This is a genomic window from Lysobacter niastensis, assembly GCF_015453285.1.
GTDB classification, from domain to species: domain Bacteria; phylum Pseudomonadota; class Gammaproteobacteria; order Xanthomonadales; family Xanthomonadaceae; genus Lysobacter_J; species Lysobacter_J niastensis.
Map to the genome: position 1 here is coordinate 122,324 of NZ_JADLZT010000009.1, position 25,520 is coordinate 147,843.

Genomic DNA, 25,520 nt, shown 5'->3' on the forward strand with positions numbered 1-25,520 from the left:
GAATGCGCGAAAACTGCGCCTGATGCGCAACAGGGCAGCAATGGGGCCGCCGGACGGGGTTTCAAGCCGATCTGGATGTGCCGGCCATCGAGGCCGGCCGGTGCGACCGGTAGTTGCTACTCGGAGTGGATCGCCGCCCCCAGGGCATCGGCGGCGGCCTGCACCACCGGGATCACGTGTTCATAAGCCATGCGGCTGGGCCCGATCACCCCGAGCACGCCCAGCACCTGACCGCCGGCCCCGTAGGGAGCCGTGACCAGCGACATGCCTTCCAATGGCGCCAGGCCGGTCTCCTCGCCGATGAAGATGCGCACGCCCGGCGCCTGCACCGTGCGCTCTAGCAACTGCAGGATTTCGCGCTTGCGGGCAAAGGCCTCGAACAGCTCGCGCAGCCGGTCTAGGTCGGACAGGTCCTGCACGCCGATCAGGCGGGTCTGGCCGGCCAGGACCATGTCGTCCTGCCCGGGCGTCAGCAACTGCTCGGCCAGTTCGACCGATTGCGTCAGCAGCCGCTGCATCTCGCTCTGGGCGCTCCTCAAGTCATGCAGCAGCGTGGCGCGGATGTCGGCCAGCGTGCGTCCGGCGAAATGGGCGTTCAGGTAATTGGCGACGCGCTCGAGCTCGCTGGCCTCGTAGGGACGACGCACCTGCAGGATCCGGTTCTGCACGTCGTTGTCGGCGAACACCAGGATCGCCAGCACGCGCTGGGTATCCAGCGGCACGAAGTCGATGCGGCGGAACGCGAACTGCTCGCGCTTCGGCACGCTGACCACGCCGACGAAATGGGTCATCGCCGACAGCAGCTCCGACGCACTGCCGAGCAGCGCCTGCGTGCCGGAGCCGGCCGGCAGTTCATGGCGCAGGCGCGCGACCTCGCTATCGGGTAGCGGCCGCACCTGCAGCAGCGAGTCGACAAACAGCCGATAGCCCTGGGCGGTCGGGATGCGGCCGGCCGAACTGTGGGGCGCGCTCAGCAACCCGGCGTCCTCCAGGTCGGCGAGGATGTTGCGGACGGTCGCCGAGCTGACGTCCAGACCGGAATAGCGCACCAGGGTCTGGGAGCCCACCGGCTCACCGCTATGGATGTAGCGTCCGATCAGAGTGCGCAGCAACTGGCGCGCGCGGGGGTCGAGGGAGGGATCGGAGGACCGGCGATTCATGCCTGCGGTATAAGCCGCCGCCGCCGCAGGATGCAAGCGATGCCGTCACGTTGTTCATACAGGCATGGTTCGTACAGGCATGGACCGGCCACCACACCCGGTCTCAGGCCGCGAGACGCGAAGCGACTATCAAGCCGCCACCAACACAAGGCACAATCGCGACCCGATGCTCGCGCACCTTTCCCTCAAGCACTTTGCCGTCGTCAGCGCCGCCGAACTGAGCTTCGGTCCCGGCCTGACAGTCATTTCCGGTGAGACCGGCGCCGGCAAGTCGTTGCTGGTCGACGCCCTCGGCCTGATCTCGGGACTGCGCGCCGACAGCGGCGTGGTCCGGCACGGCGCCGACCGGGCCGAACTGGTCGCCGAGTTCACCCTCGATGACGTACCGCAGGCACGTGCCTGGCTGCACGAGAACGAGCTGGACGAGGAAGAGGCCTGCCAGATCCGCCGGGTGATCCGCGCCGACGGCGGGTCCCGTGCCTGGGTCAACGGCCGCCCGGTGACGCTGGGCCAGCTCGCGGAGCTGGCCGCGCAGCTGGTCGAGATCCACGGCCAGCACGAACACCAGGCCCTGCTCTCCAGAACCAGCCAGCTGGCGCTGCTCGATGCGTTCGGACGCACCGAAGCCGAGCGCCGGCAGGTCGAGTCCGCCGCTGCCCTCTGGGCCGCGCTGCTCGCGGAGCGCGATGCCCTGCAGGAACGCGGCGACGTCTCCGACCGCATCGACTGGCTGCAGCACCAGCACGGCGAGCTCGACCGCGAGGCGCTGGAACCCGATGCCATCGCCCGCCTCCAGGCCGACCATCGCCGTCACGCCCATGCCGCCGGACTGATCGCCGCCTGCGACAACGCTTTCGCCCGTCTGGGCGGCGAAGAGGGTCCGTCCCTTTCGCGCAGCCTGCAGCAGGTGCGCGGTGAACTGCAGCGCGTGGCCGAGCACGAGCCGCAGCTCAACGACGTCGATGCCATGCTCGACAACGCCGCCATCCAGATCGACGAAGCGCTGGCCCTGCTCGACCGCGTGCGCAGCGACCTCGACCTTGACCCGTCCGCCTTCGACGCCATCGAACGCCAGCTCGGTCGAGTCCACGAACTCGCGCGCAAGCATCGCGTGACGCCGGAGCAGCTCGCGGCGCAGCGCGACGCCATCGCCGCCGAACTGGAAACCCTGCGCAGCGCCGGGGTGCGCCTCGGACGCCTGGAAGGCGAAATCGCCGAAGCCCGCCAGGCCTGGCGTGAGGCGGCGGACGTACTCGGCCACGCGCGCCGCGAAGCCGCCGCTCGCCTCGCCTCCGGGACCACCGCCCTGATCGCCGAACTGGGCATGGGCGGCGGCCGCTTCGACGTGGCGATCGAGCCGCTCGAAGCAGATCGCCCTGACCCGCAGGGCGGCGAGCGCGTCGAGTTCCTGGTCGCGGCCAATCCCGGCCAGCCGGCGCGTGCGCTGCGCAAGGTGGCCTCCGGTGGTGAACTGTCGCGCATCTCGCTGGCGATCGAAGTCGCCGCACTCGGACTGGATGCAGTGCCGACGATGGTGTTCGACGAAGTCGATACCGGCATCGGCGGCGCCGTCGCCGAGATCGTCGGCCAGAAGCTGCGCGCACTCGGCGCCAGCCGTCAGGTGCTGTGCGTGACCCATCTTCCGCAGGTCGCCGCGCAGGGCCATTCGCACTACCGCGTCAGCAAGACCGCCAGCGAGGGCGTGACCCAGAGCGCGGTGCAGTCGCTCGACGCGAAGCAGCGCGAGGAGGAACTGGCGCGGATGCTCGGTGGCGTCGAACTGACCCGCGAGGCGCGCGCCGCGGCCAAGCGTCTGCTGGCCGACGTGGACTAGCCGCAGCCCGGCAACTCGATCATCCCGCGCGCTGCGGCGCGTTCATCGACGTCGTCGCGGATGCTTTATCGCGGCGCCTTCTTGCGCACGTAGAGCACCAGCGAGTGCTCTTCGATCTGGTAGCCGTGCTTCTCGGCGATCTTGCGCTGCAGCTCCTCGATCTCGGTGCTCTCGAACTCGATGATCTTGCCGGTGTCGATGTCGACCATGTGGTCGTGGTGATGACCACGGTCCAGCTCGTACACGGACTGGCCACCCTCGAAGTTGTGCTTGAGCACCAGCCCGGCGGCCTCGAACTGCGTCAGCACGCGATACACGGTGGCCAGGCCGATGTCTTCGCCGTGCTCGAGCAGGTGCCGATAGATGTCCTCGGCCGTCATGTGGCGCGGCTTGGACTGCTCCAGCAGGTCCAGGATGCGCAGGCGCGGGTGCGTGACCTTGAGTCCGGCCTTGCGCAGGTCTTCAGATTCCATCGGGGCTCCCTGCTCTTGGGCTGATGCGGTTTCGGACGGGCAACCGAGGCCTCGGGGCCGAACACCTGGTGAACGCGGTCCAGCCGGTGGCGGCGGTTCCTGCGCTTCGTGGGCTTGGCCTTCAGTGTATCATCGGCCCGTTAATCTCCCATCCGCGGTCGCGCCATCCGATGCCCAAGCACTCGATGCACAAGCTCCTGCTCGTCATTTCCGTCGCCCTGATGACCGCGGGCTGCGGCATCCTCTACCGCCAGCCGATCTACCAGGGCAACCTGCTGGAAAAGGCCAACATCGACCAGTTGCAGACGGGCATGAGCAAGCAGCAGGTCTCGTTGCTGCTGGGCACGCCTTCGATCTCCGACCCGTTCCACCACGACCGCTGGGACTACACGTCCACGCAGCGCATCGGCCGCGTCGGCAAGACCGAGAAGAAGAACCTGACGCTGTGGTTCGAGGGCGATGCCCTGGCCAAGTGGGAAGGCGACTACTTCCCGGAGCAGGACGAAGAGATCGCCAACTCCGCCTACAAGCAGTTCGGCCGCAACCTGCCGAAGGAAAAGGACAAGCGCCGCGGGCGCTGAGTCCGGCAACGATTCACCCGGTTTTGCCACCGCGCCGGGATTCGGCGCGCCGGCGGCGTGCGTCCTTGGGGTCTGCCTGCAGCGGACGTAGCAGTTCGACCCGGTCGCCGTCCGCCAGTAGCGACTGCAGGGTGGCCTTCACGCCGAACACGGCATAGCCCGTCGTTTCCACATCATCGGCCCAGCCAGCCTCGCGCAATGCGTCGGCCAGGCTGGCGCCGTCGCGCAGTTCCACTTCCGCCCGCTCGAAGCGTCGCGGCCAGGCGCGAAGCAGCTCGACCCTCACCCGCCGCCCCCGTTCGCGGGGTCGCGGTCGGCGACACGGACGAAGTCGTCGACCATGCGGTCGGCCAGCGCCTGGAAACCCAGTGCCATCGCCGGTCCCAGCAGCTTCACTGACGGCTCGAAATCGAGCGTCAGGGTCACCTTGCACGCTGACTCGTCCAGCGAATGGAACTGCCAACGGCCGCTGAGGCTGCGGAACGGGCCGTCGACCAGCTTCAGGTCGATGTGGTGCGGCGGCACCAGCGTGTTCTCGGTGGTGAACCAGGTGCGCAGCGCCCCCAGGCCCAGGTCCAGTCGCGCCACCATGCGCAACTCGCCGGACTCGATCACCTCGGCCTTGTCGCACCAGTCGAAGCGTCGCGGATAGGCCGCGATGTCGTTGACCAGCGCGAACATGCGCGCGGCGGAGTGTTCAACCAGGGCGGAACGGCGGATGGTCGGCATGGTCGTGGGCCGGGTTCGCGAGTTGCCCGGCAATCAGGGACAATAGCGCGATGGCGAAGAACTCGAGCAACAAGGCCGGCAAGGATAAAGGAAAGGGCGCCGCCGGCGGCACCATCGCGTTGAACAAGCGCGCGCGCCACGAATACCACCTGGAGGAGCGCTACGAGGCCGGCCTGGCACTGCAGGGCTGGGAGCTCAAGGCGATTCGCGCCGGGCGCGCCAACATCGGCGACAGCTATGCCGTGGTCCTGCATGGCGAGATCTTCCTGATCGGCTCGCAGATCACCCCGCTGATCTCGGCCTCGACCCACGTCGTCGCCGACGACCGGCGCTCGCGCAAGCTGCTGCTGCACCGGCATGAGATCGACAACCTGATCGGTCGCGTCCAGCGCGACGGTTACACCATCGTGCTGACCGCGCTCTACTGGAAGGGCAGCAAGGTCAAGGCCGAGGTGGCCCTCGCCAAGGGCAAGCAGGCCCACGACAAGCGCGAGGCCAGCAAGGATCGCGACTGGGCTCGCGAAAAGCAGCGCCTGCTGCGCCGGCACAACAAGGACGCCTGAGCCAGACTGGGCTAATGCCTGCCCTCGCCGGGCAAGGTGAAATAGAACGCGGCACCCTCGCCTTCCGCGCCCTCGGCGCGGATCATGCCGCCATGCCGCTCGACGATCCGCTTCACCGAGGCCAGGCCGATGCCGTGGCCTGCGAACTGGCCCTCGCTGTGCAGGCGCTGGAAAGGCCGGAACAGCTTGTCGACGTACTTCTGCGCGAAGCCCGCGCCGTTGTCCCTGACGAAGAACTCGAACGTACCTTCCGCATCCTCCTCCACCCCGAACTCGATACGCGCATCGGCGCACTCACGGGTGAACTTCCACGCATTGCCGATCAGGTTGCCCAGCAGGTTTCGCAACAGCGCAGCGTCGCCAACCACTTGCAGGCCGGGCGCGATGACGGTTTCCACGGAACGCGGACTGTCGCCCATTCGCAGTTCCTCGACGATTTCGCCGGCCATGCGGCTCAGGTCGACACGCTCCAGTTTCAGCTCGCTACGGCTCAGTCGCGACATCTTCAGCAGCGCATCGATCAGCTCGCCCATTCGCGACGCCGCGCGCCGTACCCGTGAGAGGTAGCCGCGTCCGGTATCGTCCAGCGAAGACTCGTACCGCTCTGCAAGCGTGCGGCTGAAGCCATCGATCGCCCGCAACGGCGCACGCAGGTCGTGCGAGATGCTGTACGCAAACGCCTCCAGCTCCTGGTTTGCCTGGCTCAGTTCGCGCGTGCGCATCGCCACGCGCGCCTCCAGCGTGCGGTTGAGCGCGTGCACGCGCGCCTCCGCGCGCAGGCGCTCGGTGACGTCTTCCACCTGTACCAGGCCGACGATGTCCTGCCCCACGTTGCCCGGGACCGGCGCATAGGTCAGCTGGGCATGGCGCGGCATGCCTCCTTCGCGATGCAGGCGGCGCGTGGTCCGGTGCACGCCGTGACTGTCCGTACTGCCCCCAGCACCGCCAAGCCCGGGCTCGTCATCTTCGAACAGGCTGTCGAAACGTTCGCCGATCAGGTCCTTCGGTTCGCGCCCGACGATGGCGCCCAGCGAAGGATTCGCCTCGACGATGGCGCCGTCGCTGCCCAGCAGCGCCTTGCCGATCGCCGAATACTGCATGGCGACGCGGAAACGCTGTTCGCTGCGCCGGTAGTCCTCGGTCATGCGCATCGCGATGGTGTGGGCGCGCGATTCGGTATGCGCGAGGACCAGTGCGATGCCGTAGAGCAGCAGGCACGCGAACAACCCGAGCGCAAGCAGGTTCTCCAGCGTCTGCAGCCGCGGCGCGGCCTCGGCCAGGGGTGGCGACTCGTACTCGATTCGCCAGCTGCGCCCGTACTGCTCCAGCGCCGCGCTGTGGACGAACGCTGGCTTGCCGCCGCGCAGATGACTCGAAAACAGCAGGCGTTCGACGCCGTCGCCACTGTCGTAGATCCGGAAGCGCGTCTGCCGGAAGTCGCTGCCCAGGGCACCTTCCAGATACGGCTCGAGTCGGATCGGCACGTAGCTCCAACCCTGGATCGCCTTGCGCCGGGCCAGGCGTGTGGCCGGTACACCGCCCCCCTCGTAGACGGGCAGGAACAGCAGCATGCCGACCTTCTGCTCGCCGACATCCTGGATCAGTTCGACCGGCCCCGACAATCGCGGTTGGCCGCTATCCAGCGCAGCTTCCATTGCCGCGCGCCGGACCGACTCCGAATACATGTCGAAGCCAATCGCCGCCACGTTCTCTTCGCTTCGCGGCGCGAGATACAGGATCGGCCCATACACCGGCCGTAACCCGTGCGGCCTGACTTCCAGCAGGCCGTAACCGGACCGGCGCCATTGCAGTTGCAGGTCATCGAGGCCGGCGCTGGGGACGTAGCCAGCGAATCCCAGGCCGACCATGCCTGGAAAGCGCGGCTGGATGCGCATGCTTTCGACAAACGCCTGCCATTGCGCGGCCGTCGGGCGCGCGACCGAAGCAAACAGAGAAGCACCGCCGCGCGCGACCAGTTCGTAGTCGATCATCGGCTGCTCCAGGCGCGAGGTGATCTCGTTGGCCCGGGCAACGAACTCGCTCTGGGCGGTAACGAACTCGCGCTCACGAGCACCGTTCCACGCCATGAACACCAGGATCAGCGCACCGATCAGAACGACGAGCGCCAGCAGGTAGCCGCGGCGCGGCTCGAGCTCGGCCAGCTCACTGGCGTGTGAGGCGTTGGGATCGTCGGCGGCATCCATCCGGGGCAAGCATACCTGCGACCGCGGAGGTGAATGGAGACCCGGCCGTGGCGCCCGACACCTTGAGTCACTGGCCGACGGCCCTATACTGATCGGGCTAGCGAGCGTTATTCCCGGGGGTGCACTGGCTTCGACGGGGGTCGCGAAATCGCCTGGCGCATGCCGAGGGGGTAGCTTTCCTCGTAAATCCAGCTGCAAAACTCATAGTTGCCAACGACGACAACTACGCACTGGCCGCTTAAGGCCTAAGCCCCGAAACTGCTTGTGTCCGTGCTCGCAGCGTAGGGTCATTATCACGGAATCGCTGGGGATGGCTGCCTGTCAGTCTCCGGTTAACCCAAAGCAGGCTGGTCCCTGGATGCGCTTTGCGCGCCGTGCTGTCCGGGGGCGAGATCTAACGGAGCGCTAAGCATGTAGTGCCGGGGATGGAGTGCCTTCGGACGGGGGTTCGATTCCCCCCACCTCCACCATCTTCAGAAGCCCGCCTCACGGCGGGCTTTTTCTTTTCCGCGTCCCCAGCACGCGCTTCCGTGTGCAACAGCCCTTCCAGCCATGCGACTGCGCGGATCCTTGCGCAGTGGCTGTCGTTGCCCGCGTACACATTGTGATGTGCGTCTCATTTTGTGTTTGGCAATGAACATCGGATCTGAACGAGCCGGACCTGAATTGGGCGTTTTTCCCGGGTTATTCGCCGCAGTTCCGAATATGTGACGCGTCACGCAATACGAAATCCAGCCGATTCCTAGGATGCGCCCCTGGCTCGACACGGGAGTGAGCCACGCCATCGAACTCACCCTAGGAACTGCTCATGTCGATTGTTGTTTCCCGTCGCACCCTCACCCAGTCCATCCTCTCGCTGCTGATCGTGCCGGCAGGATTCGCTGTGGGCTCCGCCCAGGCCGCTGACTTCTTCGTTCGCACCGACGGCGGTGACGCCACGCAATGTAACGGCAAGGCTGACGCTCCCTATTCCGGCAGCGGCACCGGCCAGAACTGCGCGTGGAAGCATCCTTATTTCGCGCTGCCGAACAGCGGCACGCCGCGTATCGCCGGCGGCGACACGCTGTACATCGGTTCCGGTGAGTACATGATCGGCTACGGCGCGCCCGGCATGGGCGGCGGCTGTGCGACCGGCGACAAGAGCGCGTGCTCGCTCAGCAAGATCCCCAGCGGCGCGAGCGCCACTGCCAAGACCCGCATCCTCGGCAAGGGCGCGACCGCGCCGAAGCTGTGGGGCGCCGGCGGCACCTGGAGCGTGCTGAACCTCAACGGCAGCAACAACGTCGAGATCGGTAACCTCGAAATCACCGACAAGGACCAGTGCATCAAGGGCCACAGCAACGCTGCGGCCAAGTGCGCCACCACCGGCAACTGGGCCTCGATCGGCCTGTCCGCCAGCGCCTCCAGCAACGTCTACCTGCACGACCTCAACATCCATGGCCTGGGCCTGCACGGCGTCAACGCCGGCGGTCTCGCCAACTGGACGATGGAGCGCGTCAAGATCAACGCCAACGGCTGGGCCGGCTGGGACGGCAACGTCGGCGAATCGTCGAGCAGCAACAGCGGCCAGATGATCCTGCGCCAGGTCGAAATCGCCTACAACGGTTGCGGTGAGAACCCGTCGACCGGCGAGAAGGTCAACTGCTGGGGCCAGAAGGCCGGCGGTTACGGCGACGGTCTGGGCACCTACTACACCGGCGGCCAGTGGCTGATCGAGGACTCCGACGTCCACCACAACACGTCCGACGGCGTCGACCTGCTGTACCTCGACGGCAAGGCCGGCACCACGCTGACCGTGCGTCGCCTGCACTCGTACGCCAATGCCGGCAACCAGCTCAAGACCAACGGCAACGCGACGATCGAGAACTCGGTCCTGACCGGCTACTGCAGCTACTACAGCGGCAAGGGCTTCATGCAGGCCGGCGACCAGTGCCGCGCCAACGGCAACGCGCTGTCGATCTCGATGGTGGACGGCAACGTGGTGAACGTGCGTCACAACACGATCGTCAGCGAAGGCCAGGGTGCGATCATGAACACCGGCGGTTCGGCTTCCGCGAAGCTGAACATCCAGAACAACGCCATCATCGGCAAGCCGTACTACCTGGCGGCCGTCGCCGGCACCAACGTGCAGTCGATCGGTCACATCGTCTACAACAGCACGGCCACGGTGAGCTACGCCGGCAACCTGTTCTACAACGTCAAGAACAGCCAGTGCCCGTCCGGCAGCGTCTGCCAGGATCCGAAGCTGACCAACACGAACCTCGCCTCGTTCGACGCGCAGCCGCTCGCCGGCAGCCCGGTGATCGACAAGGTTCCGGTCATCAGCGGCGTGACCAGCGACTTCGTGCTGGCTCCGCGTCCGTCGGGTGCCCAGGCCGACATCGGTGCTTATGAAGTCCAGGCCGGTGGCACCACTCCGCCGCCGACCAATCCGACCCCGCCGCCGGTCGATCCGACCCCGGCCCCGGTCTGCACGCGCGCCACGCCGTCCGTCAGTCTGTCGGGTTCGACGGCCGCCGTTGCCGCCGGCTCCGCGGTCACGTACACGGTCAACGTCAAGAACAACGATAGCGCCGCCTGCGCCAACACCAGCTTCGCCCTGGCCCGCACGGTTCCGGCCGGTTGGACCGGCACGCTGTCGGCTGGCAGCGTCTCGCTGGCTCCGGGTGCCTCGGGTTCGGCCACGCTGCAGGTGACCTCGTCGGCCACGGCCGCCGCGGGTGGCTACGGCATCGGCACCGGCGTCAGCAGCGCGGCGGGCTCTGCCCACACCGCCAGCGCCTCGGCCACCTACACGGTTGCCGCGCCGGCTGCTCCGGCTCCGACGACGCTGACCGAGACGCTGACTCCCAGCCAGTCGGTCTACAACGCCGGCACCAAGGTTGCGATGACGGCGCGCGTGCTCAAGGCGGGTGTTGCGGTCAAGGGCGCGAGCGTCCGCTTCGAGGCGGTCAAGCCTGACGGCGTCACCAAGATTGCCGGCACCGTCATCACCGACGCCAGCGGCTACGCCAAGTGGAGCTTCGTGAGCGGCACCGGTCCGAGCTCGATCGGCAGCTACAAGGCCAAGTCCGTCGCCACCAGCGGCACCGCGACGGTGACGGCCAGCACGACCTTCCAGGTCAAGTAAGCGTCACAATCCTCGGAGTGCCCGGGAGACCGGGCACTCTTTCCTTTGAAGGCGGCCGCAGAGCTGCATCACGGAGACAGGGGATCCATGCACGACGAGACAGAGGAAGAAGAGCGTCAGGAAGAAGTGACGACGGCGCGGCGGGGACGCCGTGCACTGTACGGAGAAGCACTGACACCCGCGCAGCGGGCCGCGCGTTACCGCAAGCGCAAGCAGCAGCGCATGGGAGCGGCGATGGAAAACCTCGCCGACGCCAGCGATGCGCATCTGCTGGAACTGCTCTACCACCACCTGGCAGGCGAAAGTACGACAACGCCCAGTGCCATCGTGGCCCAGGTGTTGATGGAGTTGTTGAGGCGGTATCCGGACGATTGAACAGTGCCGGCATTCTCGCCTGAAGAAAAAGCCCGCCATTCGGCGGGCTTTTTCTTTTGTTGCGGCCCCGCGATGGAGCAGCAAGTCCGGAGCTTCTGTGCGCTATCTGCCTTCTTCGTGTCCCTGAGATTCTCCCTCGGCGCCCTCTTCCTGCGTGGGTGAAGGCGCCAGTGCCGACTGCGCCTCCGGCGAAACACTACGCAGGTGCACGTCCTGCTGCGGATAGGGAATCTCAATCCCGGCACCCACCAGGCTCGCGTAGACGCGGGACACCAGGTCGCTACGGATGTCGACCGAATTGTCGAAGTCGTACGTCCAGGCGCGCACGGTGAAGTTCAGTGCGCTCGCGCCCAGTCCGGTGAACAACACCACCGGCGCCGGCTCCTTGGCGACGCCGTGGGTAGCGTCGGCCGCTGCCTTCAACAGCGCAGCGACCTGTGCAGGCTCCGATCCATAGGCGACGCCCACGTCGACGTCGAGGCGGCGGTTGCGATCCAGCAGCGTCCAGTTCACGACCTTCTCGGACAACAGCGTGCCGTTGGGCACGATGACGTCGGCGCCCTCGAAGGTCTTGATCGTGGTCGCGCGCATGCCGATGTCGCGGACCCGTCCGGTCGTACCGGTGATGTCGACCACGTCGCCCGGCTGGATCGGCCGCTCGAACATGAGGATCAGTCCGGATACGAAGTTGTTGACGACGTTCTGCAGGCCGAAGCCGATGCCGACACCCAGCGCGCCGAACACGAACGCCAGCTGGCTCACCTTGAACCCGGCCGCCGACAGCGCCACCACCAGCCCCAGCAGCAGCAACGCGTAGTAGGTCAGTGACGCGACACTGTTGCCGACACCGCGCGGCAGAGCCATCTTCGTCAACAAGTGCTCCTGCAGCAGGTAGCGCACCGTCTTGGCCGCCCAGAACGCGATCAGCACCGACACCGCGAATACCAGGACGTGGCCGAGGCTGATCGAGATCTCGCCGAACCGGAACGTATGCTTCAGCGCCCCCTCGGCCAGCGCGTACGCCGGACGGAAGATGCGGAACCGGTTCATCGCGAAGGCCAGCCACATGATGACCGCGGCGGCGGTGAGCAGGCGAGCGAACAACTGCAGCAATGGCAGGCCGTCGCTGGGTCCGATCCGGAACCGGTGCACGCCGCGCTGCACGAGCACCCAGTGCAGGATCGCCAGGAAAACGGTGACGGCCGAATGCAGCACCAGGCCGAAATAGCCGCTGTCGATGATGCCGCTGGTCAACATCTCCGCGAGAGAGACATTGCCCAGAATGTTCGAGGCCGCGGAGATCGCCAGCAAACCCATACTGCCCCAGGCGGCGACATGGATGACCTTGCCTATCCTCCCTGCCAGTCCCGAGTAGCTGGCCTTGCGCGAACGCCACAACAGCCAGAGCGTCAGCAGCATCGCCAGCAAGGTCAGCCCCAGGTGGTAGGAGCGATAGAAGAAGCCGTTGGCAAGGAAGAGGAAGCCGAGCCGCTCGAGCAGATACAGGCCAGCGGCGACGTACGGCCACGGGCCAAGCAGGCGACTGCTTTCCGGAGGCATCAATCGCAGCACAGGCACCAGCGCGACCAGCATCGCGATTTGGTGCAGCAGCAGCGGCGCATCCGGCTCGAATACCAGCACGCCCATCATCGACAGCAGCAACCAGGTCGAAACCGGCCGCCGCAACACCTTGTCGGCCGCCGCGAAACGCGGGTCGGCCACGGAGGCCTCCGCGCGCCGGCTGCGGTAGCCGAGCCACAACAGCAGCGGCAGCAGCAACAGTTGGAACAGGTTGAGCACGCGCGTGTTGCCCAGGTTGGCGGCGCTGTATTCCCGCAGGAACCCGAGCTCGATCTTCATGCCCGAGACGAGGGATTCGAGCGCACCCTGCCCGACCGCGCTCCGGCTGGTGTCGGCCCACAGCGGCGGGGCATCGATGCGGACCAGCCGGCTGTCGATGTAGTCGATGGCGAGGGCCACGACTTTCAATCCTGCCTGGATCCGCGAATCGATCGAGTTTGCGCGCCGGCCGAGGGCGATCTGCTGCGCCAGTGGCGTCGACAGGGCCTGTTCGGCAGCCTTGAGTTGGGTCACCAGCGAATCCACGCGGGCCGACAGCGCTGCCGGCATGTCGCCACGCGCCGCAATCGCCTGCGTCGCCTCCCAATCGGCGCGGCGGTGCGCGAGATCGTCGGCATCCACCGCATACGGCGCGGTGGCATCGCGCATGTCCTTCTGCCAGCGCGAGAACTGCCTGGCGTCAAACTTCCAATGGCGTTCCAGGCTCTCCAGCCGCATCACCGGCAGGGTGCGCAGCTCGTCGCCGCGGAACAGCTTCGCCTTCGTTTCGACCGAACGGGCAATCGCCTCCAGCCGCGGCGACAGCGATGCGGTCGGGTCCGCGGACGAAGCGCGCAGCACCACTTCCTCGGCGAAGCGCTCGTCACTGTCGGCGCGGGAGGGAATGTCCGCGACCGGGATGGCTGCTGGCCCCTTCGCTTCCGCATCGCCGGGGCTCGCGGCCACCTGCGCGGATGCGGAATGACTGGCGAGCGCGAGCGCGGCGCAGAAGATCCAGGCCAGCCATCCGAACCGAACGAGCATGAACGCCTCCGTCAGAACCTGACGCCGCGAGTCTAGGTCATGCAGTCAGGCGCGCATAAGACGCCCCCGCCTCGACCATCTCTGGCTATAACGAAAAAAACCCGCCAATCGGCGGGCTTTTCCAGGTACTGCCGGGCATCAGTCTCCGCGTTTGGCGCGGGCGAATGCGTGGGCCAGGGCGTTGTTGGCGGGAGCCGGTGCCGGCTTGGCTGCCGCAAAGCCACGACCCGGGTCGCGCGGACCTCGTCCATCGCGCTGCCCGCCACGCGCGTCACGCTCATCGCGCGAGGGACGCGGCGCGGGCGCCGCATCGTCCAGCCGGCGCGTCAGGGCGATGCGCTTGCGCGGGATGTCCACCTCGATCACGCGCACCTTGACCACGTCGCCGGCCTTCACGACCTCACGCGGGTCCTTCACGTACTTGTCCGACAGCGCCGAGATGTGGACCAGGCCATCCTGGTGCACGCCGATGTCGACGAAGGCGCCGAACGCGGCGACGTTGCTGACCACGCCCTCGAGGATCATGCCGACCTTGAGGTCCTTGATGTCCTCCACGCCGTCGGCGAAACGCGCCGCCTTGAACTCCGGACGCGGGTCGCGGCCGGGCTTCTCCAGCTCCTTCAGGATGTCGCGCACGGTCGGCACGCCGAACTTCTCATCGGTGAACTGCTCGGCCTTCAAGCCGCGCAGCAACGGCGCGTCGCCGATGACCTGCTTCACTTCGCGGCCGCACTGCTTGAGGATGCGCTCGACCACCGGATACGCCTCCGGGTGCACCGAAGACGCGTCCAGCGGCTGGTCGCCGTCGGCGATGCGCAGGAAGCCGGCGCACTGCTCGAAAGTCTTGTCGCCCAGTCGCGGCACTTTCAGCAGTTCCTTGCGGCTTCTGAAAGCGCCGTTCTGGTCGCGGTAGACCACGATGTTCTCGGCCACGGTCGACGACAGGCCCGACACGCGCGTCAACAAGGCGGCCGACGCGGTGTTGACGTCCACGCCCACCGCGTTCACGCAGTCCTCGACCTTGGCGTTGAGCGCGCGCGCCAGGCGGAACTGGTCGACGTCGTGCTGGTACTGACCGACACCAATCGCCTTGGGCTCGATCTTGACCAGTTCTGCCAGCGGGTCCTGCAGGCGGCGCGCGATCGACACGGCGCCACGCAACGACACGTCCAGGCCTGGAAATTCCTTGGCCGCGAACTCCGAGGCCGAGTACACCGATGCGCCCGCCTCGCTCACCACGATCTTCTGCATCTTCTGTTCGGGCGCGAGCTTGATCAGGTCGCCGGCCAGCTTGTCGGTCTCGCGCGAGGCCGTGCCGTTGCCGATCGCGATCAGCTCGACCTGGTGCTTGGCGCACAGCGCGCGCAGCACCATCAGCGACTGGTCCCACTGCCGCTTGGGCTCGTGCGGGTAGATCGTCGCGGTATCGACCAGCTTGCCGGTACGGTCGACGACCGCGACCTTGACGCCCGTGCGCAAACCCGGATCGAGGCCGAGCACGGCCTTCGAACCGGCCGGCGCGGCCAGTAGCAGATCCTTGAGGTTGTCGCCGAACACGTCGATCGCCTCGGCCTCGGCCTTTTCACGCGCCTGCGCGAACAGGTCCAACAACAGGTGCAGATGCAGCTTGGCCTTCCAGGTCAGGCGGCAGCTGTCGAGCAGCCATTTGTCCGCCGGACGCCCCTTGGCCTGGATGCCGGCATGCACCGCCACGCGCCCTTCGGCCAGCAGGTGACCAGCTTCGGCATCACTGCCCGGGTCGAGGTCGAGGAACAGGAACTCCTCGCGGCGGCCGCGGAACAACGCCAACAGGCGGTGCGACGGAATCTTCGCCAGCGATTCGGCGTGGTCGAAGTAGTCGCGGTACTTCGCGCCTTCGTTTTCCTTGCCCTCGGCAACCCGGGCACGGATCACGCCGACTTCGTGCAGCCAGGTGCGCAACTCGCCGACCAACTGCGCGTCCTCGCCCCAGCGCTCCATCAGGATCGCGCGAGCGCCATCGAGAGCGGCCTTGGCATCGGCCACGCCCTTCTCTGCGTCGACGAAGCTGGCGGCGAATTCTTCCGGCACGAGCATCGGATCGGCGACCAGCCCGTCGGCCAGCGGCTCCAGGCCGGCTTCGCGCGCGATCTGCGCACGCGTGCGGCGCTTGGGCTTGTACGGTAGGTACAGGTCTTCCAGGCGCGCCTTGCTGTCGGCGGCCTCGATGTCGGCACGCAGTTCGCCGGTGAGCTTGCCCTGCTCCTCGATGCTGGCCAACACGGCGGCGCGACGGTCTTCCAGTTCGCGCAGGTAGGTCAGGCGCACCTCGAGGTTGCGCAGCTGCGTGTCGTCGAGCCCGCCGGTGACTTCCTTGCGGTAGCGCGCGATGAACGGCACGGTCGCGCCTTCGTCGAGCAGCGCGATGGCGGCGAGGGACTGGGCGGGCTGGGCGCCGATCTCGTCGGCGATGAGGCGGGCGATCTTGTCGGCGATCTGCCGCGCGGACTTGCTGGCGTTGTCTTGCATTGCTTCCGGTCGTCTGCCCCCGGAATGCGGGGGATGCCGCGATTGTGGCAACGCCGGAGCGTTCGCGGAACCCGTTGACAGATGGGTTTTTCGGCCGGTCGGACCCGAAAAAGAAACGGGCCGCATGGCGGCCCGTTTCGACGATGCGGTAACCCGTGCTCTTACGACTGGATTGGCACCAGCGTGATCTCGACGCGGCGGTTCTGCGCACGGCCGGCTTCGGAATCGTTGCTGGCCACCGGACGTCCTTCGCCTGCACCGACGATGATGAAGCGCTCCCGGTTCAGGCCGCGGCTCATCAGGTAGTTGCCGACGGCGGCAGCGCGGCGCTCGGAGAGGGCCTGGTTGTACGCATCGGTGCCAACGCTGTCGGTGTGGCCGGCGACCTCGACGATGGTCTGGTTGTATTCCTGCAGCGTGCGGGCGACGTCGTCCAGCACCGGGAAGAACTCGGGCTTCAGGGCCGACTTGTCGAAGTCGAAAGTGATGCCGCTGGGCATGTTCAGCGTGATGTTGTCGCCCTGGCGCACGACGTCGACGCCGGTGCCGGCCATCTGTTCGCGCAGCTCACGCTCCTGGCGGTCCTGGTAGTTGCCGATCGCGGCACCGGTAAGACCACCTACGCCCGCGCCGACGAGAGCGCGCTGGCGACGTTCGGTGGCGTCGTCGCCACTCAGCAGGCCCGCCGCGACACCGGCCAGCGCACCGATGATGGCGCCCTTGCTGGTCTTGCTCATGCCCTGCTGCTGTTGCGGCGCCTGCTGCTGTTGCGGGTAGGTCTGACCCTGCGGCGGATAGGGCTGGCCCTGCGGCGGGTACGGCTGCGGTTGCTGCTGGCCGTAGTAACCATTGCTGCCGGTCGCGCAGCCGGCCAGCGTCGCGGTCATCGCCGCGATCGCGAACATCATCTTGATCTGTGCCTTCATATCGATCCTTGTGGGGGAGAGCCTGAACAGGGTTCCAAGCTAACCACGTCCGGAACGATTGCAGGTGACGGGAACCTGACCGGATGGTCGTTCGTCGATGCACATCACTCCGGCATCAAGGCCGCCGCGAGTCCGGCATCGAGCCGTTCGTTCCAGTCGCCCATCAGCGCCAGGTACAGCAGCTTGTCGAACTCGGCACCGAAGCGGCCGATCACTGCATCCGGATCGGGAATCAGCTTCGCATCGGCGATGAGACCGAAATGCACGCGACCGTTGTAACTGAGGATCGAAATGCCGACGCCGATCGAACCGGTCTGCGGCACCCAGAACATCATTTCGCGCAGCTGGCAGCCGGCCAGATACAGCGGCTGTTGCGGACCGGGCACGTTGGTCGCCACCGCCGTCGCCTTGCGGCTGAAAAGGTCGAGCGCCAGTCCCTGGACTTGCGACGGCGCCATGCCCAACGCAGCAAGAAGCCCATAAGCAACAACAGCTTGCCTTGAGTTCTTCAAGTCTTGCATGCACTGCGTTATCCGCTCGAGCCGGCGAATCGGATTGCCCTCGCCGACTGGCAGGTCGAGGAACACCAGCCCGAAGTGGTTACCCAGCTTCTTGGCATGTTCGAGCGGCCGCAGGTTGACCGGCACCGTCGCGCGAAGCGTCACGCCGTCGACATCCTCGCCGCGTTCCATCATGTAATGCCGCAGCGCGCCTGCGGCGGTCGCCATCAGGACGTCATTGACCGTGCAGTCGCAGGCGCGGCCGACGGCCTTGACCTCTTCCAGATCGAGCGGCTCGGCCCACGCCACGCGCTTGCTCGCACCAAGGCGGCCGCGCAACAGCGACGGCGGATCGTCCGGCAGCGTGAGCGCATGCAGCAGTTCGCGCGCGATCTCACTGCCCTCCTTCGCCAGCACGCCCGCCAGGCCAGGATCGCGATAGAGATCCATGCCCTTCTCGACGACCTTGCTGCCCAACTGCATGTAACGGTCGACGGCTCCCACGCGACGGGCGACATCGGCGTGATCCTGCTTGAGCCACGCACGCGGCAGTTCCTCGTCCTTGCCTGGCTCCGGCGAGGTGTCGGTCAGCGACAACAGCACCTGTACCAGCGCGATGCCGTCGGCATAGCTGTGGTGGATGCGCGCGACCAGCGCCGAACCACCGTCGTAGCGCTCGACAAGATGGAACTGCCACAGCGGGCGGTTATGGCTCAGCGGGGTCGAAGCGAGCTGGCTGACGAAGCGCTCGAGCGCACGCTTGCCGCCGCGGCCGGGCAAGGCCGCCAGTTGCACGTGCCAGTCGAGATCGAAGTTCTCGTCGGTCTGCCACGACGCGCCGGCCGGCGTGTCGACGGCCTTCTGGCGGAACCGGCGGTAGGCCAGGAAGCGCTGCTTGACCACCTTGCGCAGACGTTCGAGCGACATCGGCTCGGCAAACATCAGCACGCCGGTGATCATCATCGGATTGGTCGGCCGCTCCATGCGCAGCCAGGCGGTGTCCACCCTTGTCATTGCTTCGCGTCGCGTCGTCCTCGCGCGACGTGCGCGTTTGCCTTGCGCTTCTGCCGTGGCCATGCGCCCTCCCAAGCGTCGCGACGAGTGAATCACGCAGGCCGGAACAGCGTCAACGCGCTCCGCATGCACTGCGCCGGAATGCCAGGGGCCGTCGACGCAACGTGAAGGAAAAGAGCGGCCAGAGTTCGATTGCGAACGCAGGGCAAAGAAAAGGCCCGGAGTGACCGGGCCTTTCCTCCCCCCGCTTCTCCATCCCCTTCAAAGCGGTGCATGTTCGATGGCGCCGCGCCTTACGCACGTACCGTGCCGACTCGGACAGCGCGGCGGACGCTAGCACAGCCCTCCCCGGCACTCTTGTCGCCGCCTTCACACGCAGCGCCCGGCAAAAATCTCGCGCAGAGCGCTGTGGTTCAAGCTTTGACAGGCATGTGCGCCGACACGCACGCCCCGCCGGCCGCCTGCCGGTACCGACAGGCGGCCTGAAAACGTCGCCGGATGGTCGTGATTCGGACCCCGCCTAATCGCCGCGCAATTGCCGATAACGCTGCAATGCGGCCTCGCGTCCGGCCGCCAGATCGACGACCGGATGGGGTGGATACGCCGGTGCCAACCGCCGCAGCTCACCGGGTTCACGCCATGGCGCCAGCCGCAGGGGCAGCGGCAGATTCGCCAGTTCGGGCACCCAGCGCGCGATGTAGCGCCCTTGCCCATCGAACTTCTCGGCCTGGGTGAGCGGATTGAAAACACGGAAGTACGGCGCGGCATCGGCACCCGTGCCGGCCACCCATTGCCATCCCATCGTGTTGTTCGCCAGGTCGGCATCGACCAGCGTGTCCCAGAACCAGCGCGCTCCGTGTCGCCAGTGATAGCCGAGGTGTTTGGTCAGGTAGCTCGCCACGACCATGCGCACGCGGTTGTGCATCCAGCCGGTGCTCCATAGTTCGCGCATGCCGGCATCGACGATCGGCACTCCGGTGCGGCCCTGCTGCCAGGCTTCCAGTGTCGCTGGCGACACGCGGGCCCAGTCGAAACCATCGAAGCGCGAATTGAAGTTCTGCTCCGTCGTATGCGGGAAGTGATGCAGCAGGTGATGAGCGAACTCGCGCCAGCCCAGTTCGCGCAATGCCGCATCGATATCTTGGCCATTGGCGCCACCGCGTTGCGCCTCCAGTGCCGCAGCGACGCGCCACGGCGCGATCTCGCCGAAGTGCAGGTGCGGCGACAGCCGCGAGGTGCCGGCCCGATCGGGAAAGTCGCGCTGTTCGCCATAACCGCGCAGCGCTCCTTCGAGGAAGGTTTCGAGCGCTTCGTGCGCGCCGGCTTCGCCCGGCTCCCATGCCTCCCAGAAGCCGCGGTCCCAACCGCGCGACGGCTGCAACTTCAGCGCTGCCAGTGGGACGCCTTCCGGTCCTTCCCTCCAGGGCGGAATCGCCTTGGGCGCATCAACTCCCGGCGCGAGCCGCCATGCCGCCAGCGCGGCCCGCCAGAACGGCGTGAACACCTTGAAGGGATCGCCCTGCTTCGTCCGCAACATCCATGGCTCGAACAGCAGCGCGGCATTGAAGCTCTCCGCGCGCAGGCCCTGTCCGCGAAGCTGTTGCTTGATGCGGGTGTCGCGGCGCTCATAGGCCGGTTCGTATCGACGGTTCCAGAACACCGCCTCGGCACCGGTAGCGGCGACCAGCGACTGCAAGGTGGGCAAACTCGGGCCAACGAAGTGGCGCAGGCGGGAGCCGTGCTTGCGCAGCGCGGTATCCAGCGCCGCCAGCGATCGATGGCGCCAGGCATCGCTCGCCGCTCCGGGCCGCCAGTCGCCGGCCTCGTCGGGCGCATGGATGTGGATAGGAATTGGGACGTAGCCGCCTTCGATGGCGGCCATCAGGGCCGGGTTGTCCGCCAGGCGCAGGTCGTTGCGGAACCAGACCAGCGCGGGCGGCGACGTATCCGCAGCGGTTCCTGACATCGCCTGCTCCCTTGGGTCGACGCCCCAGTATGCCGCCAATGAATGCGGCAACCGGCGTCTGGCTCAGCGCTCCGCCGATCCGCCCCGGTACTCGCGCGGAATGCGATCGTTGAGTCCGACCAGTATCTCGTAGGGAATGATGCCGGCCCGCTGCGCGAGCGCTTCTGCGGTGATGGCGTCATCTCCCTGCGAGCCGATCAACACCACTTCGTCTTCGTTGAAGGCGCTGTCCTGGCCGATGTCGACCATGAACTGATCCATGCAGACGCGTCCGACAATGGAATAGCGATGACCGCGGATCAGCACTTCGCCACGCGAGGACAACGCCCGCGGGTAGCCGTCTCCGTAGCCGATCGGGATCGTCACCACGCGCGTGTCATGTTCGGGCGCCCAGGTCGCCCCATAGCTGACCGGATGGCCGGCCTTGACGACCTTGAAGTACACGACCTGCGACGCCAGCGACATCACCGGCTTCACCTCGATGGTGCGCAGCGACGCCGGATCCGGCTGGACGCCGTACAGCACGATGCCGGGACGGACCATGTCGAGCCACGTCGCGGGGAAGTGCAGCACGCCACCGGAATTGGCGAGATGCCGGATCGGCATCGGCGCGCCGAGGCGCTCGATGTGCGAGCAGGCGTCGAAGAACCGCTCCAACTGCTGCAGTGTCATCGGAGAGTTGGGATCGTCCGAGCACGCCAGGTGCGAGTAGATGCCCTTCAGCACGCACCAGGGCGATGCCACCGCCGCTTCCACGAACGCACGCGAGGAGTAGCTGTGCACGCCGATGCGTTCCATGCCGGTGTCGATCTTCAGGTGGATCACCGCCTTGCGGCCCAGCGCCTGCGCCGCCGCTTCGACCTGGCGCAGCTTGTCGAGCGAGGACACCGTGATCTCGAGGTCGTGCAGGATGAACTGCGCGACCTGGGGTCCGAAAATGCCTCCGAGCACCAGCACGGGCGCCGTCACCCCGGCATTGCGCAGTGCGATGCCCTCTTCGACGAAGGCCACGCCCAACTGCTCGACGCCCTGCGCCTGCAGGTGCAGCGCGACCGGCACCAGCCCGTGCCCATAGGCGTTGGCCTTGACGATGCCCATCACCGGCACGCCAACGTGCGCGCGGATGCTGCGCAGGTTGAAGGCCAGGTGGTCCAGATCGACCACGATGCGGGTGGGCCGCTCGCTGGCGGCGGGAGGCATGCCTGGTGAGTGGTGCACGTCGTTCCCGAGGGTGATACGCGGGCACCAATTCTAAGCGGGGCTGCGCGTCATATGGCGCAGGCCATGACGCCCGCGATCATCCGCGGTGCGTGCGGCGCAGGGGACCTTCAGTGGCGGGGAGCCGCTACGGATCGCACCGGCGTTCGGTGACCGTCTCGGTCTTGTTCTGGTTGTTTTCCTGGATCTTGCGGCCGGCGTAGCCGCCACCCACGGCACCGGCCACGGTGGCGATCTTCTTGCCGCTGCCGCCGCCGACCTGGTTGCCGAGGAGACCACCCGCCACCGCGCCAAGTGCGGTGCCGGCGACCTTGTGTTCGTCCTTGACCTCCTTCGGGCGCTCCACCTGCACGTCGTAGCAGTGAGGCTCCTTCGCGGTCTTGGAGCTGCTGGTCTTGGAGGACGTTGTCTTGGTGCTTGAGGACGTGCTCTGTCCGCCGGCGTAGGCCGCGCCGGCAAGCGCGATGGCCACCGCCATCACGATGCAGGATGGAATGAGGATGCGCATGGCGATGCTCCCGGGGAGGATTGCTCCACCCTGCGCCCGCTTTGGTTATCGCCGCGTCAAGCCTTTCCGACCATCAATCCGGACCACGCGTACTACTCGAAGCTGCCCACCGAGTCGTGCGACAGGTTGTCGAAACGTGTGTATTCGCCGAAGAACTTGAGCTTGCACGACCCGGTCGGACCGCTACGCTGCTTGCCGATGATGACTTCGGCCAGCCCCTTGTCGGGCGAGTTTTCCTTGTTGTAATAGTCGTCGCGGTAGATGAACACGATCATGTCCGCGTCCTGCTCGATGGCGCCCGATTCGCGCAGGTCGGCCATGACCGGACGCTTGTCGGTGCGCGTTTCCAGCGAGCGGTTGAGCTGCGACAGCGCAATCACCGGCACCTGCAGTTCCTTGGCCAGGCCCTTCAGAGAGCGCGAGATCTCCGAGATTTCGGTCGCGCGATTCTCGCTGTTGCCGGGCACCGACATCAGCTGCAGGTAGTCGATGACGATCAGGCCCAGGCCGTGCTCGCGCTTGAGGCGGCGCGCCTTGGAGGAGAGCTTGACCGGCGACAGGCCGGGCTCGTCGTCGATGAAGATCTTGACCTCGCGCAGCTGGCGGATCGCGCCGGTGACGCGGCTCCAGTCCTCGTCCTCGAGCTGGCCGGTACGCAGGCGCTGCGCGTTGACGCGGCCCACCGACGAGATCAAGCGCATGGCCAGCTGGCTGGCCGACATTTCCATCGAGAACACCGCCACCGGCAGCTTGCTGCGAAATGCGGCGTGCTCGGCCATGTTCAGCGCCAGCGTGGTCTTACCCATCGCCGGGCGCGCCGCCAGGATGATCAGGTCGGTCTTCTGCAGGCCGGCGGTCATCATGTCGAACTCGGTGTAGCCGGTCGGCAGGCCGGTGATCCCGCCGCCATTGGCGTAACGGGTCTGCAGCATGTCGAAGGCTTCCGACAGCGCCTTGGTGACCGGCGTGAAGTCGGTCTTGCCCGAGGTGTTGGCCTGGGCAATGGCCAGCACCTGACGCTCGGCTTCCTCGAGGATCTCGCTGCTGTCGCGGCCGTCGGGCTGGAAGCCGTCGTTGACGATGCCAGTGCCTACGTCGATCAGCTGGCGCAGCGTCGCCTTGTCGCGGACGATCTCGGCGTAGGCCACGATGTTGGCCGCCGAGGGCGTGGTGCTGGCCAGCTCGATCAGGTAAGCGCCGCCGGCGACCTGCTCGATCAGGCCCTGCGATTCGAACCATTCGCCCAGCGTCACGGCGTCGAACGGACGCGCCTTTTCCGCCAGCTCGCGGATCGCGCGGTAGATCAGCTGATGGTCGCGCCGATAGAAGTCCTGCTCGTTGAGCTGGTCGGCGATACGGTCATAGGCCTCCGGCGCCAGCATCAGGCCGCCCAGGACAGCCTGCTCGGCCTCGATCGACTGCGGCGGCACGCGCAGCTGGTCCAACCGCTGTTCGGTCCGGTTGTCGAAACGCTTGTCGCGATCGCCACGAAACCCAGGTCGCGCGCTCATCTCGTTACCGTTCCCCTCGCCGTCTGCGCGGCTTTCGCGGTGTGTTTGAATGGTGCAGGGTTGGCATCGTAGTCACCGGCGCGACTCCCATCCACGGATAAGTCTGTGGATATCGCGTGGATTACTGACGCGCTGGATGGCATGCCGGCGTCTCAGCGGTTGAGATACCCGCCAAACCCGTATGGAAACAAGGGGCGCGATGCGGCGCGCATTACCGGAAAAACAAAGGGCGCCTTGCGGCGCGCATCCCAAGAAAGACAAAGGGCGCCTTGCGGCGCCCCTTGCGTGTTCCTTGCGGAACCTCGTCTTAGGCGACTTCGCCCACGACGATGACCTTGATCTTGGCTTCGGTATCGGCGTGCAGGTGCACAACGATCTCGTACTCGCCGGTGCGGCGCAGCGGGCCTTCGCCCAGCACGACTTCCGACTTCTCGACCTTGTGGCCGGCCTGGGTCAGCGCCTCGGCGATGTCGCGCGGCGTGATCGAGCCGTACAGCTTGCCCTCGGTCGAAGCGTTCGCGGTGATGGTCACCTCGACGCCTTCCAGGTCGGCCTTGCGGGCTTCGGCACCGTCATGGGCAGCCTTGGCCTTGGCTTCGTACTCGGCGCGGCGCGCTTCGAACTCGGCCAGGTTGGTCGGGGTGGCCGGAACGGCCTTGCCGAACGGGACCAGGAAGTTGCGGCCGTAGCCCGGCTTGACGTTGACCTTGTCGCCGAGCTTGCCGAGGTTCTGCACGTTCTGCAGGAGGATCAGTTGCATGGTATTGCTCCGTATTCGTTAGCGAGGCTTGGCCCCGCAGCGGGTTGCGCTGTCCGAAGACACGCGATGCTTTCCTCACCCATGCCCTGTCCCGGATGCGGGACAGGGGGACAAGGCGTTTCCTCCCTGGGGAGGAAACGGCATCGCCTTAGGCGTTGTGGTTGTCGGTGTACGGGATCAGGGCCAGGAAACGGGCGCGCTTGACGGCCGTGGCCAGCTGGCGCTGGTACTTCGACTTGGTACCGGTCACGCGGCTCGGCACGATCTTGCCGGTCTCGGTGAGGTACTGGCGCAGGGTGTTGAGATCCTTGTAATCGATCTCCTTGACACCCTCGGCGGTGAACTTGCAGAACTTGCGGCGGCGGAAGAACTTGGACATGGGGGCAATCCTTAGGCGGCTTCGATGCTGTCGTCGGCGGAATCGGCAGTGCCAACGGCACTGTCGCTATCGTCGTCACGGCGGCGACGCTCGCCGCGCTCGGGCTTGTCGCCCTTCTCATCCTTGAACTTCATGATGAGCGACTGCTCGGTATCGGCCGCATCGCGCTTCATGACGAGGTGACGCAGCACGGCGTCGTTGAAGCGGAAACCGTCGACCAGCTCGTTCAGCACGTTCTGGCTGCACTCGATGTTGAGCAGGACGTAATGGGCCTTGACCAGGTTCTCGATCGGGTAGGCCAGCTGACGGCGGCCCCAGTCTTCGAGACGGTGGATCTTGCCTTCGCCGCTTTCGATCAAGCTCTTGTAGCGCTCGATCATGGCCGGCACCTGCTCGCTCTGGTCCGGATGGACCAGGAACACGACTTCGTAATGACGCATGGTTGTTTCCTTGTGGATGATGGCCGCGCGACTGCGTTGAAACCGCGCGAACCGGATCAGCCCCCCGCCACCCGTACTGGGCGCGGTAGAGCAAGGTCTCCCTGGCTGACGCCGCGGGAGCCGGAAATTATGGCGGA

The 25,520-nt window shown here is 66.6% G+C and carries 21 protein-coding genes and 1 other RNA gene; 6 read left to right on the plus strand and 16 right to left on the minus strand.

Annotation, left to right across the window (positions count from 1 at the left end; genetic code table 11):
• Nucleotides 1-116 precede the first annotated feature (116 nt).
• Nucleotides 117-1,160 carry a heat-inducible transcriptional repressor HrcA gene (gene hrcA, locus IU514_RS15805; RefSeq protein WP_194932108.1) on the minus strand — a complete coding sequence of 348 codons (1,044 nt, stop codon included), beginning with the start codon at nt 1,158-1,160 and terminating at the stop codon, nt 117-119.
• 166 nt (nt 1,161-1,326) lie between these two features.
• Here hrcA and recN point away from each other — a divergent pair, with 166 nt between their 5' ends.
• A complete protein-coding gene (recN, locus tag IU514_RS15810; protein ID WP_194932109.1) occupies nt 1,327-2,994 on the plus strand; it encodes a DNA repair protein RecN in 1,668 nt (555 codons plus the stop codon).
• A gap of 65 nt (nt 2,995-3,059) precedes the next feature.
• Here recN and fur read toward each other — a convergent pair whose 3' ends face one another.
• Complete coding sequence (fur, locus tag IU514_RS15815) at nt 3,060-3,467, minus strand: ferric iron uptake transcriptional regulator (RefSeq protein WP_194932110.1); 408 nt, start codon at nt 3,465-3,467, stop codon at nt 3,060-3,062.
• Between the two features lie 185 nt (nt 3,468-3,652).
• Between fur and IU514_RS15820 the strand changes: the two genes are divergently transcribed.
• Nucleotides 3,653-4,048: an outer membrane protein assembly factor BamE gene (locus IU514_RS15820; protein WP_194932111.1), complete on the plus strand. Its 396-nt coding sequence runs from the start codon at nt 3,653-3,655 to the stop codon at nt 4,046-4,048.
• A 13-nt stretch (nt 4,049-4,061) separates the two neighbouring features.
• Here IU514_RS15820 and IU514_RS15825 read toward each other — a convergent pair whose 3' ends face one another.
• Both IU514_RS15825 and IU514_RS15830 read right to left on the minus strand, forming a co-directional pair.
• Nucleotides 4,062-4,334 (minus strand): RnfH family protein, encoded by a 273-nt coding sequence (locus tag IU514_RS15825; protein WP_194932112.1) that lies wholly within the window; start codon nt 4,332-4,334, stop codon nt 4,062-4,064.
• Nucleotides 4,331-4,777 (minus strand): type II toxin-antitoxin system RatA family toxin, encoded by a 447-nt coding sequence (locus IU514_RS15830; protein ID WP_194932113.1) that lies wholly within the window; start codon nt 4,775-4,777, stop codon nt 4,331-4,333. The genes IU514_RS15825 and IU514_RS15830 overlap by 4 nt, the downstream gene beginning before the upstream one ends.
• A gap of 50 nt (nt 4,778-4,827) precedes the next feature.
• On the opposite strand from IU514_RS15830, the gene smpB reads away from it, so the two are divergent.
• Complete coding sequence (gene smpB, locus IU514_RS15835; RefSeq protein WP_194932114.1) at nt 4,828-5,340, plus strand: SsrA-binding protein SmpB; 513 nt, start codon at nt 4,828-4,830, stop codon at nt 5,338-5,340.
• An 11-nt stretch (nt 5,341-5,351) separates the two neighbouring features.
• Here the strand turns inward: smpB and IU514_RS15840 are convergent, their stop codons facing one another.
• Nucleotides 5,352-7,544: a CHASE domain-containing protein gene (locus IU514_RS15840; RefSeq protein WP_228760796.1), complete on the minus strand. Its 2,193-nt coding sequence runs from the start codon at nt 7,542-7,544 to the stop codon at nt 5,352-5,354.
• 115 nt (nt 7,545-7,659) lie between these two features.
• On the opposite strand from IU514_RS15840, the gene ssrA reads away from it, so the two are divergent.
• From ssrA to IU514_RS15855, 3 genes are all read left to right on the plus strand, one after another.
• Nucleotides 7,660-8,014, plus strand: a transfer-messenger RNA (tmRNA) gene (gene ssrA / locus IU514_RS15845).
• A gap of 338 nt (nt 8,015-8,352) precedes the next feature.
• A complete protein-coding gene (locus IU514_RS15850; RefSeq protein ID WP_194932116.1) occupies nt 8,353-10,674 on the plus strand; it encodes an NEW3 domain-containing protein in 2,322 nt (773 codons plus the stop codon).
• Between the two features lie 87 nt (nt 10,675-10,761).
• Nucleotides 10,762-11,049 carry a hypothetical protein gene (locus IU514_RS15855; protein WP_194932117.1) on the plus strand — a complete coding sequence of 96 codons (288 nt, stop codon included), beginning with the start codon at nt 10,762-10,764 and terminating at the stop codon, nt 11,047-11,049.
• A 102-nt stretch (nt 11,050-11,151) separates the two neighbouring features.
• On the opposite strand, the gene IU514_RS15860 is transcribed toward IU514_RS15855, so the two are convergent.
• The 11 genes from IU514_RS15860 to rpsF form a co-directional block, all read right to left on the minus strand.
• Nucleotides 11,152-13,653: a mechanosensitive ion channel family protein gene (locus IU514_RS15860; protein WP_194932118.1), complete on the minus strand. Its 2,502-nt coding sequence runs from the start codon at nt 13,651-13,653 to the stop codon at nt 11,152-11,154.
• A 138-nt stretch (nt 13,654-13,791) separates the two neighbouring features.
• On the minus strand, nt 13,792-16,161 hold the full coding sequence (locus IU514_RS15865) for a Tex family protein (protein ID WP_194932119.1): 2,370 nt from the start codon (nt 16,159-16,161) through the stop codon (nt 13,792-13,794).
• Between the two features lie 161 nt (nt 16,162-16,322).
• Nucleotides 16,323-17,093: a YiaD family glycine zipper/OmpA-like lipoprotein gene (locus tag IU514_RS15870; protein ID WP_386761304.1), complete on the minus strand. Its 771-nt coding sequence runs from the start codon at nt 17,091-17,093 to the stop codon at nt 16,323-16,325.
• Nucleotides 17,094-17,191: 98 nt separating this feature from the next.
• Entirely contained in the window at nt 17,192-18,601 is a 1,410-nt protein-coding gene (locus IU514_RS15875; RefSeq protein WP_267464046.1) for a WS/DGAT/MGAT family O-acyltransferase, read from the minus strand.
• 520 nt (nt 18,602-19,121) lie between these two features.
• The gene (locus IU514_RS15880) at nt 19,122-20,567 is read right to left on the minus strand and encodes a cryptochrome/photolyase family protein (RefSeq protein ID WP_194932121.1); all 1,446 of its coding nucleotides are present in this window, start codon (nt 20,565-20,567) and stop codon (nt 19,122-19,124) included.
• 63 nt (nt 20,568-20,630) lie between these two features.
• On the minus strand, nt 20,631-21,785 hold the full coding sequence (gene alr / locus IU514_RS15885) for an alanine racemase (RefSeq protein ID WP_194932122.1): 1,155 nt from the start codon (nt 21,783-21,785) through the stop codon (nt 20,631-20,633).
• A 127-nt stretch (nt 21,786-21,912) separates the two neighbouring features.
• Nucleotides 21,913-22,293: a glycine zipper 2TM domain-containing protein gene (locus IU514_RS15890; RefSeq protein WP_194932123.1), complete on the minus strand. Its 381-nt coding sequence runs from the start codon at nt 22,291-22,293 to the stop codon at nt 21,913-21,915.
• Between the two features lie 92 nt (nt 22,294-22,385).
• On the minus strand, nt 22,386-23,804 hold the full coding sequence (locus IU514_RS15895) for a replicative DNA helicase (protein ID WP_194932124.1): 1,419 nt from the start codon (nt 23,802-23,804) through the stop codon (nt 22,386-22,388).
• A 307-nt stretch (nt 23,805-24,111) separates the two neighbouring features.
• Nucleotides 24,112-24,564, minus strand: coding sequence for a 50S ribosomal protein L9 (rplI, locus tag IU514_RS15900; RefSeq protein WP_194932125.1), 453 nt, complete (start codon nt 24,562-24,564; stop codon nt 24,112-24,114).
• A gap of 148 nt (nt 24,565-24,712) precedes the next feature.
• Entirely contained in the window at nt 24,713-24,943 is a 231-nt protein-coding gene (gene rpsR / locus IU514_RS15905; RefSeq protein WP_031372470.1) for a 30S ribosomal protein S18, read from the minus strand.
• A gap of 11 nt (nt 24,944-24,954) precedes the next feature.
• Nucleotides 24,955-25,383: a 30S ribosomal protein S6 gene (gene rpsF / locus IU514_RS15910; RefSeq protein WP_194932126.1), complete on the minus strand. Its 429-nt coding sequence runs from the start codon at nt 25,381-25,383 to the stop codon at nt 24,955-24,957.
• Nucleotides 25,384-25,520 lie beyond the last annotated feature (137 nt).

Bases quoted from the DNA above. Each gene is read 5' to 3' on its own strand.
- hrcA (WP_194932108.1), bottom strand. From the start codon at position 1,160: ATGAATCGCCGGTCCTCCGATCCCTCCCTCGACCCCCGCGCGCGCCAG.
- recN (WP_194932109.1), top strand. From the start codon at position 1,327: ATGCTCGCGCACCTTTCCCTCAAGCACTTTGCCGTCGTCAGCGCCGCC.
- fur (WP_194932110.1), bottom strand. From the start codon at position 3,467: ATGGAATCTGAAGACCTGCGCAAGGCCGGACTCAAGGTCACGCACCCG.
- IU514_RS15820 (WP_194932111.1), top strand. From the start codon at position 3,653: ATGCACAAGCTCCTGCTCGTCATTTCCGTCGCCCTGATGACCGCGGGC.
- IU514_RS15830 (WP_194932113.1), bottom strand. From the start codon at position 4,777: ATGCCGACCATCCGCCGTTCCGCCCTGGTTGAACACTCCGCCGCGCGC.
- smpB (WP_194932114.1), top strand. From the start codon at position 4,828: ATGGCGAAGAACTCGAGCAACAAGGCCGGCAAGGATAAAGGAAAGGGC.
- IU514_RS15840 (WP_228760796.1), bottom strand. From the start codon at position 7,544: ATGGATGCCGCCGACGATCCCAACGCCTCACACGCCAGTGAGCTGGCC.
- IU514_RS15850 (WP_194932116.1), top strand. From the start codon at position 8,353: ATGTCGATTGTTGTTTCCCGTCGCACCCTCACCCAGTCCATCCTCTCG.
- IU514_RS15855 (WP_194932117.1), top strand. From the start codon at position 10,762: ATGCACGACGAGACAGAGGAAGAAGAGCGTCAGGAAGAAGTGACGACG.
- IU514_RS15860 (WP_194932118.1), bottom strand. From the start codon at position 13,653: ATGCTCGTTCGGTTCGGATGGCTGGCCTGGATCTTCTGCGCCGCGCTC.
- IU514_RS15865 (WP_194932119.1), bottom strand. From the start codon at position 16,161: ATGCAAGACAACGCCAGCAAGTCCGCGCGGCAGATCGCCGACAAGATC.
- IU514_RS15875 (WP_267464046.1), bottom strand. From the start codon at position 18,601: ATGACAAGGGTGGACACCGCCTGGCTGCGCATGGAGCGGCCGACCAAT.
- IU514_RS15880 (WP_194932121.1), bottom strand. From the start codon at position 20,567: ATGTCAGGAACCGCTGCGGATACGTCGCCGCCCGCGCTGGTCTGGTTC.
- IU514_RS15890 (WP_194932123.1), bottom strand. From the start codon at position 22,293: ATGCGCATCCTCATTCCATCCTGCATCGTGATGGCGGTGGCCATCGCG.
- IU514_RS15895 (WP_194932124.1), bottom strand. From the start codon at position 23,804: ATGAGCGCGCGACCTGGGTTTCGTGGCGATCGCGACAAGCGTTTCGAC.
- rplI (WP_194932125.1), bottom strand. From the start codon at position 24,564: ATGCAACTGATCCTCCTGCAGAACGTGCAGAACCTCGGCAAGCTCGGC.
- rpsR (WP_031372470.1), bottom strand. From the start codon at position 24,943: ATGTCCAAGTTCTTCCGCCGCCGCAAGTTCTGCAAGTTCACCGCCGAG.
- rpsF (WP_194932126.1), bottom strand. From the start codon at position 25,383: ATGCGTCATTACGAAGTCGTGTTCCTGGTCCATCCGGACCAGAGCGAG.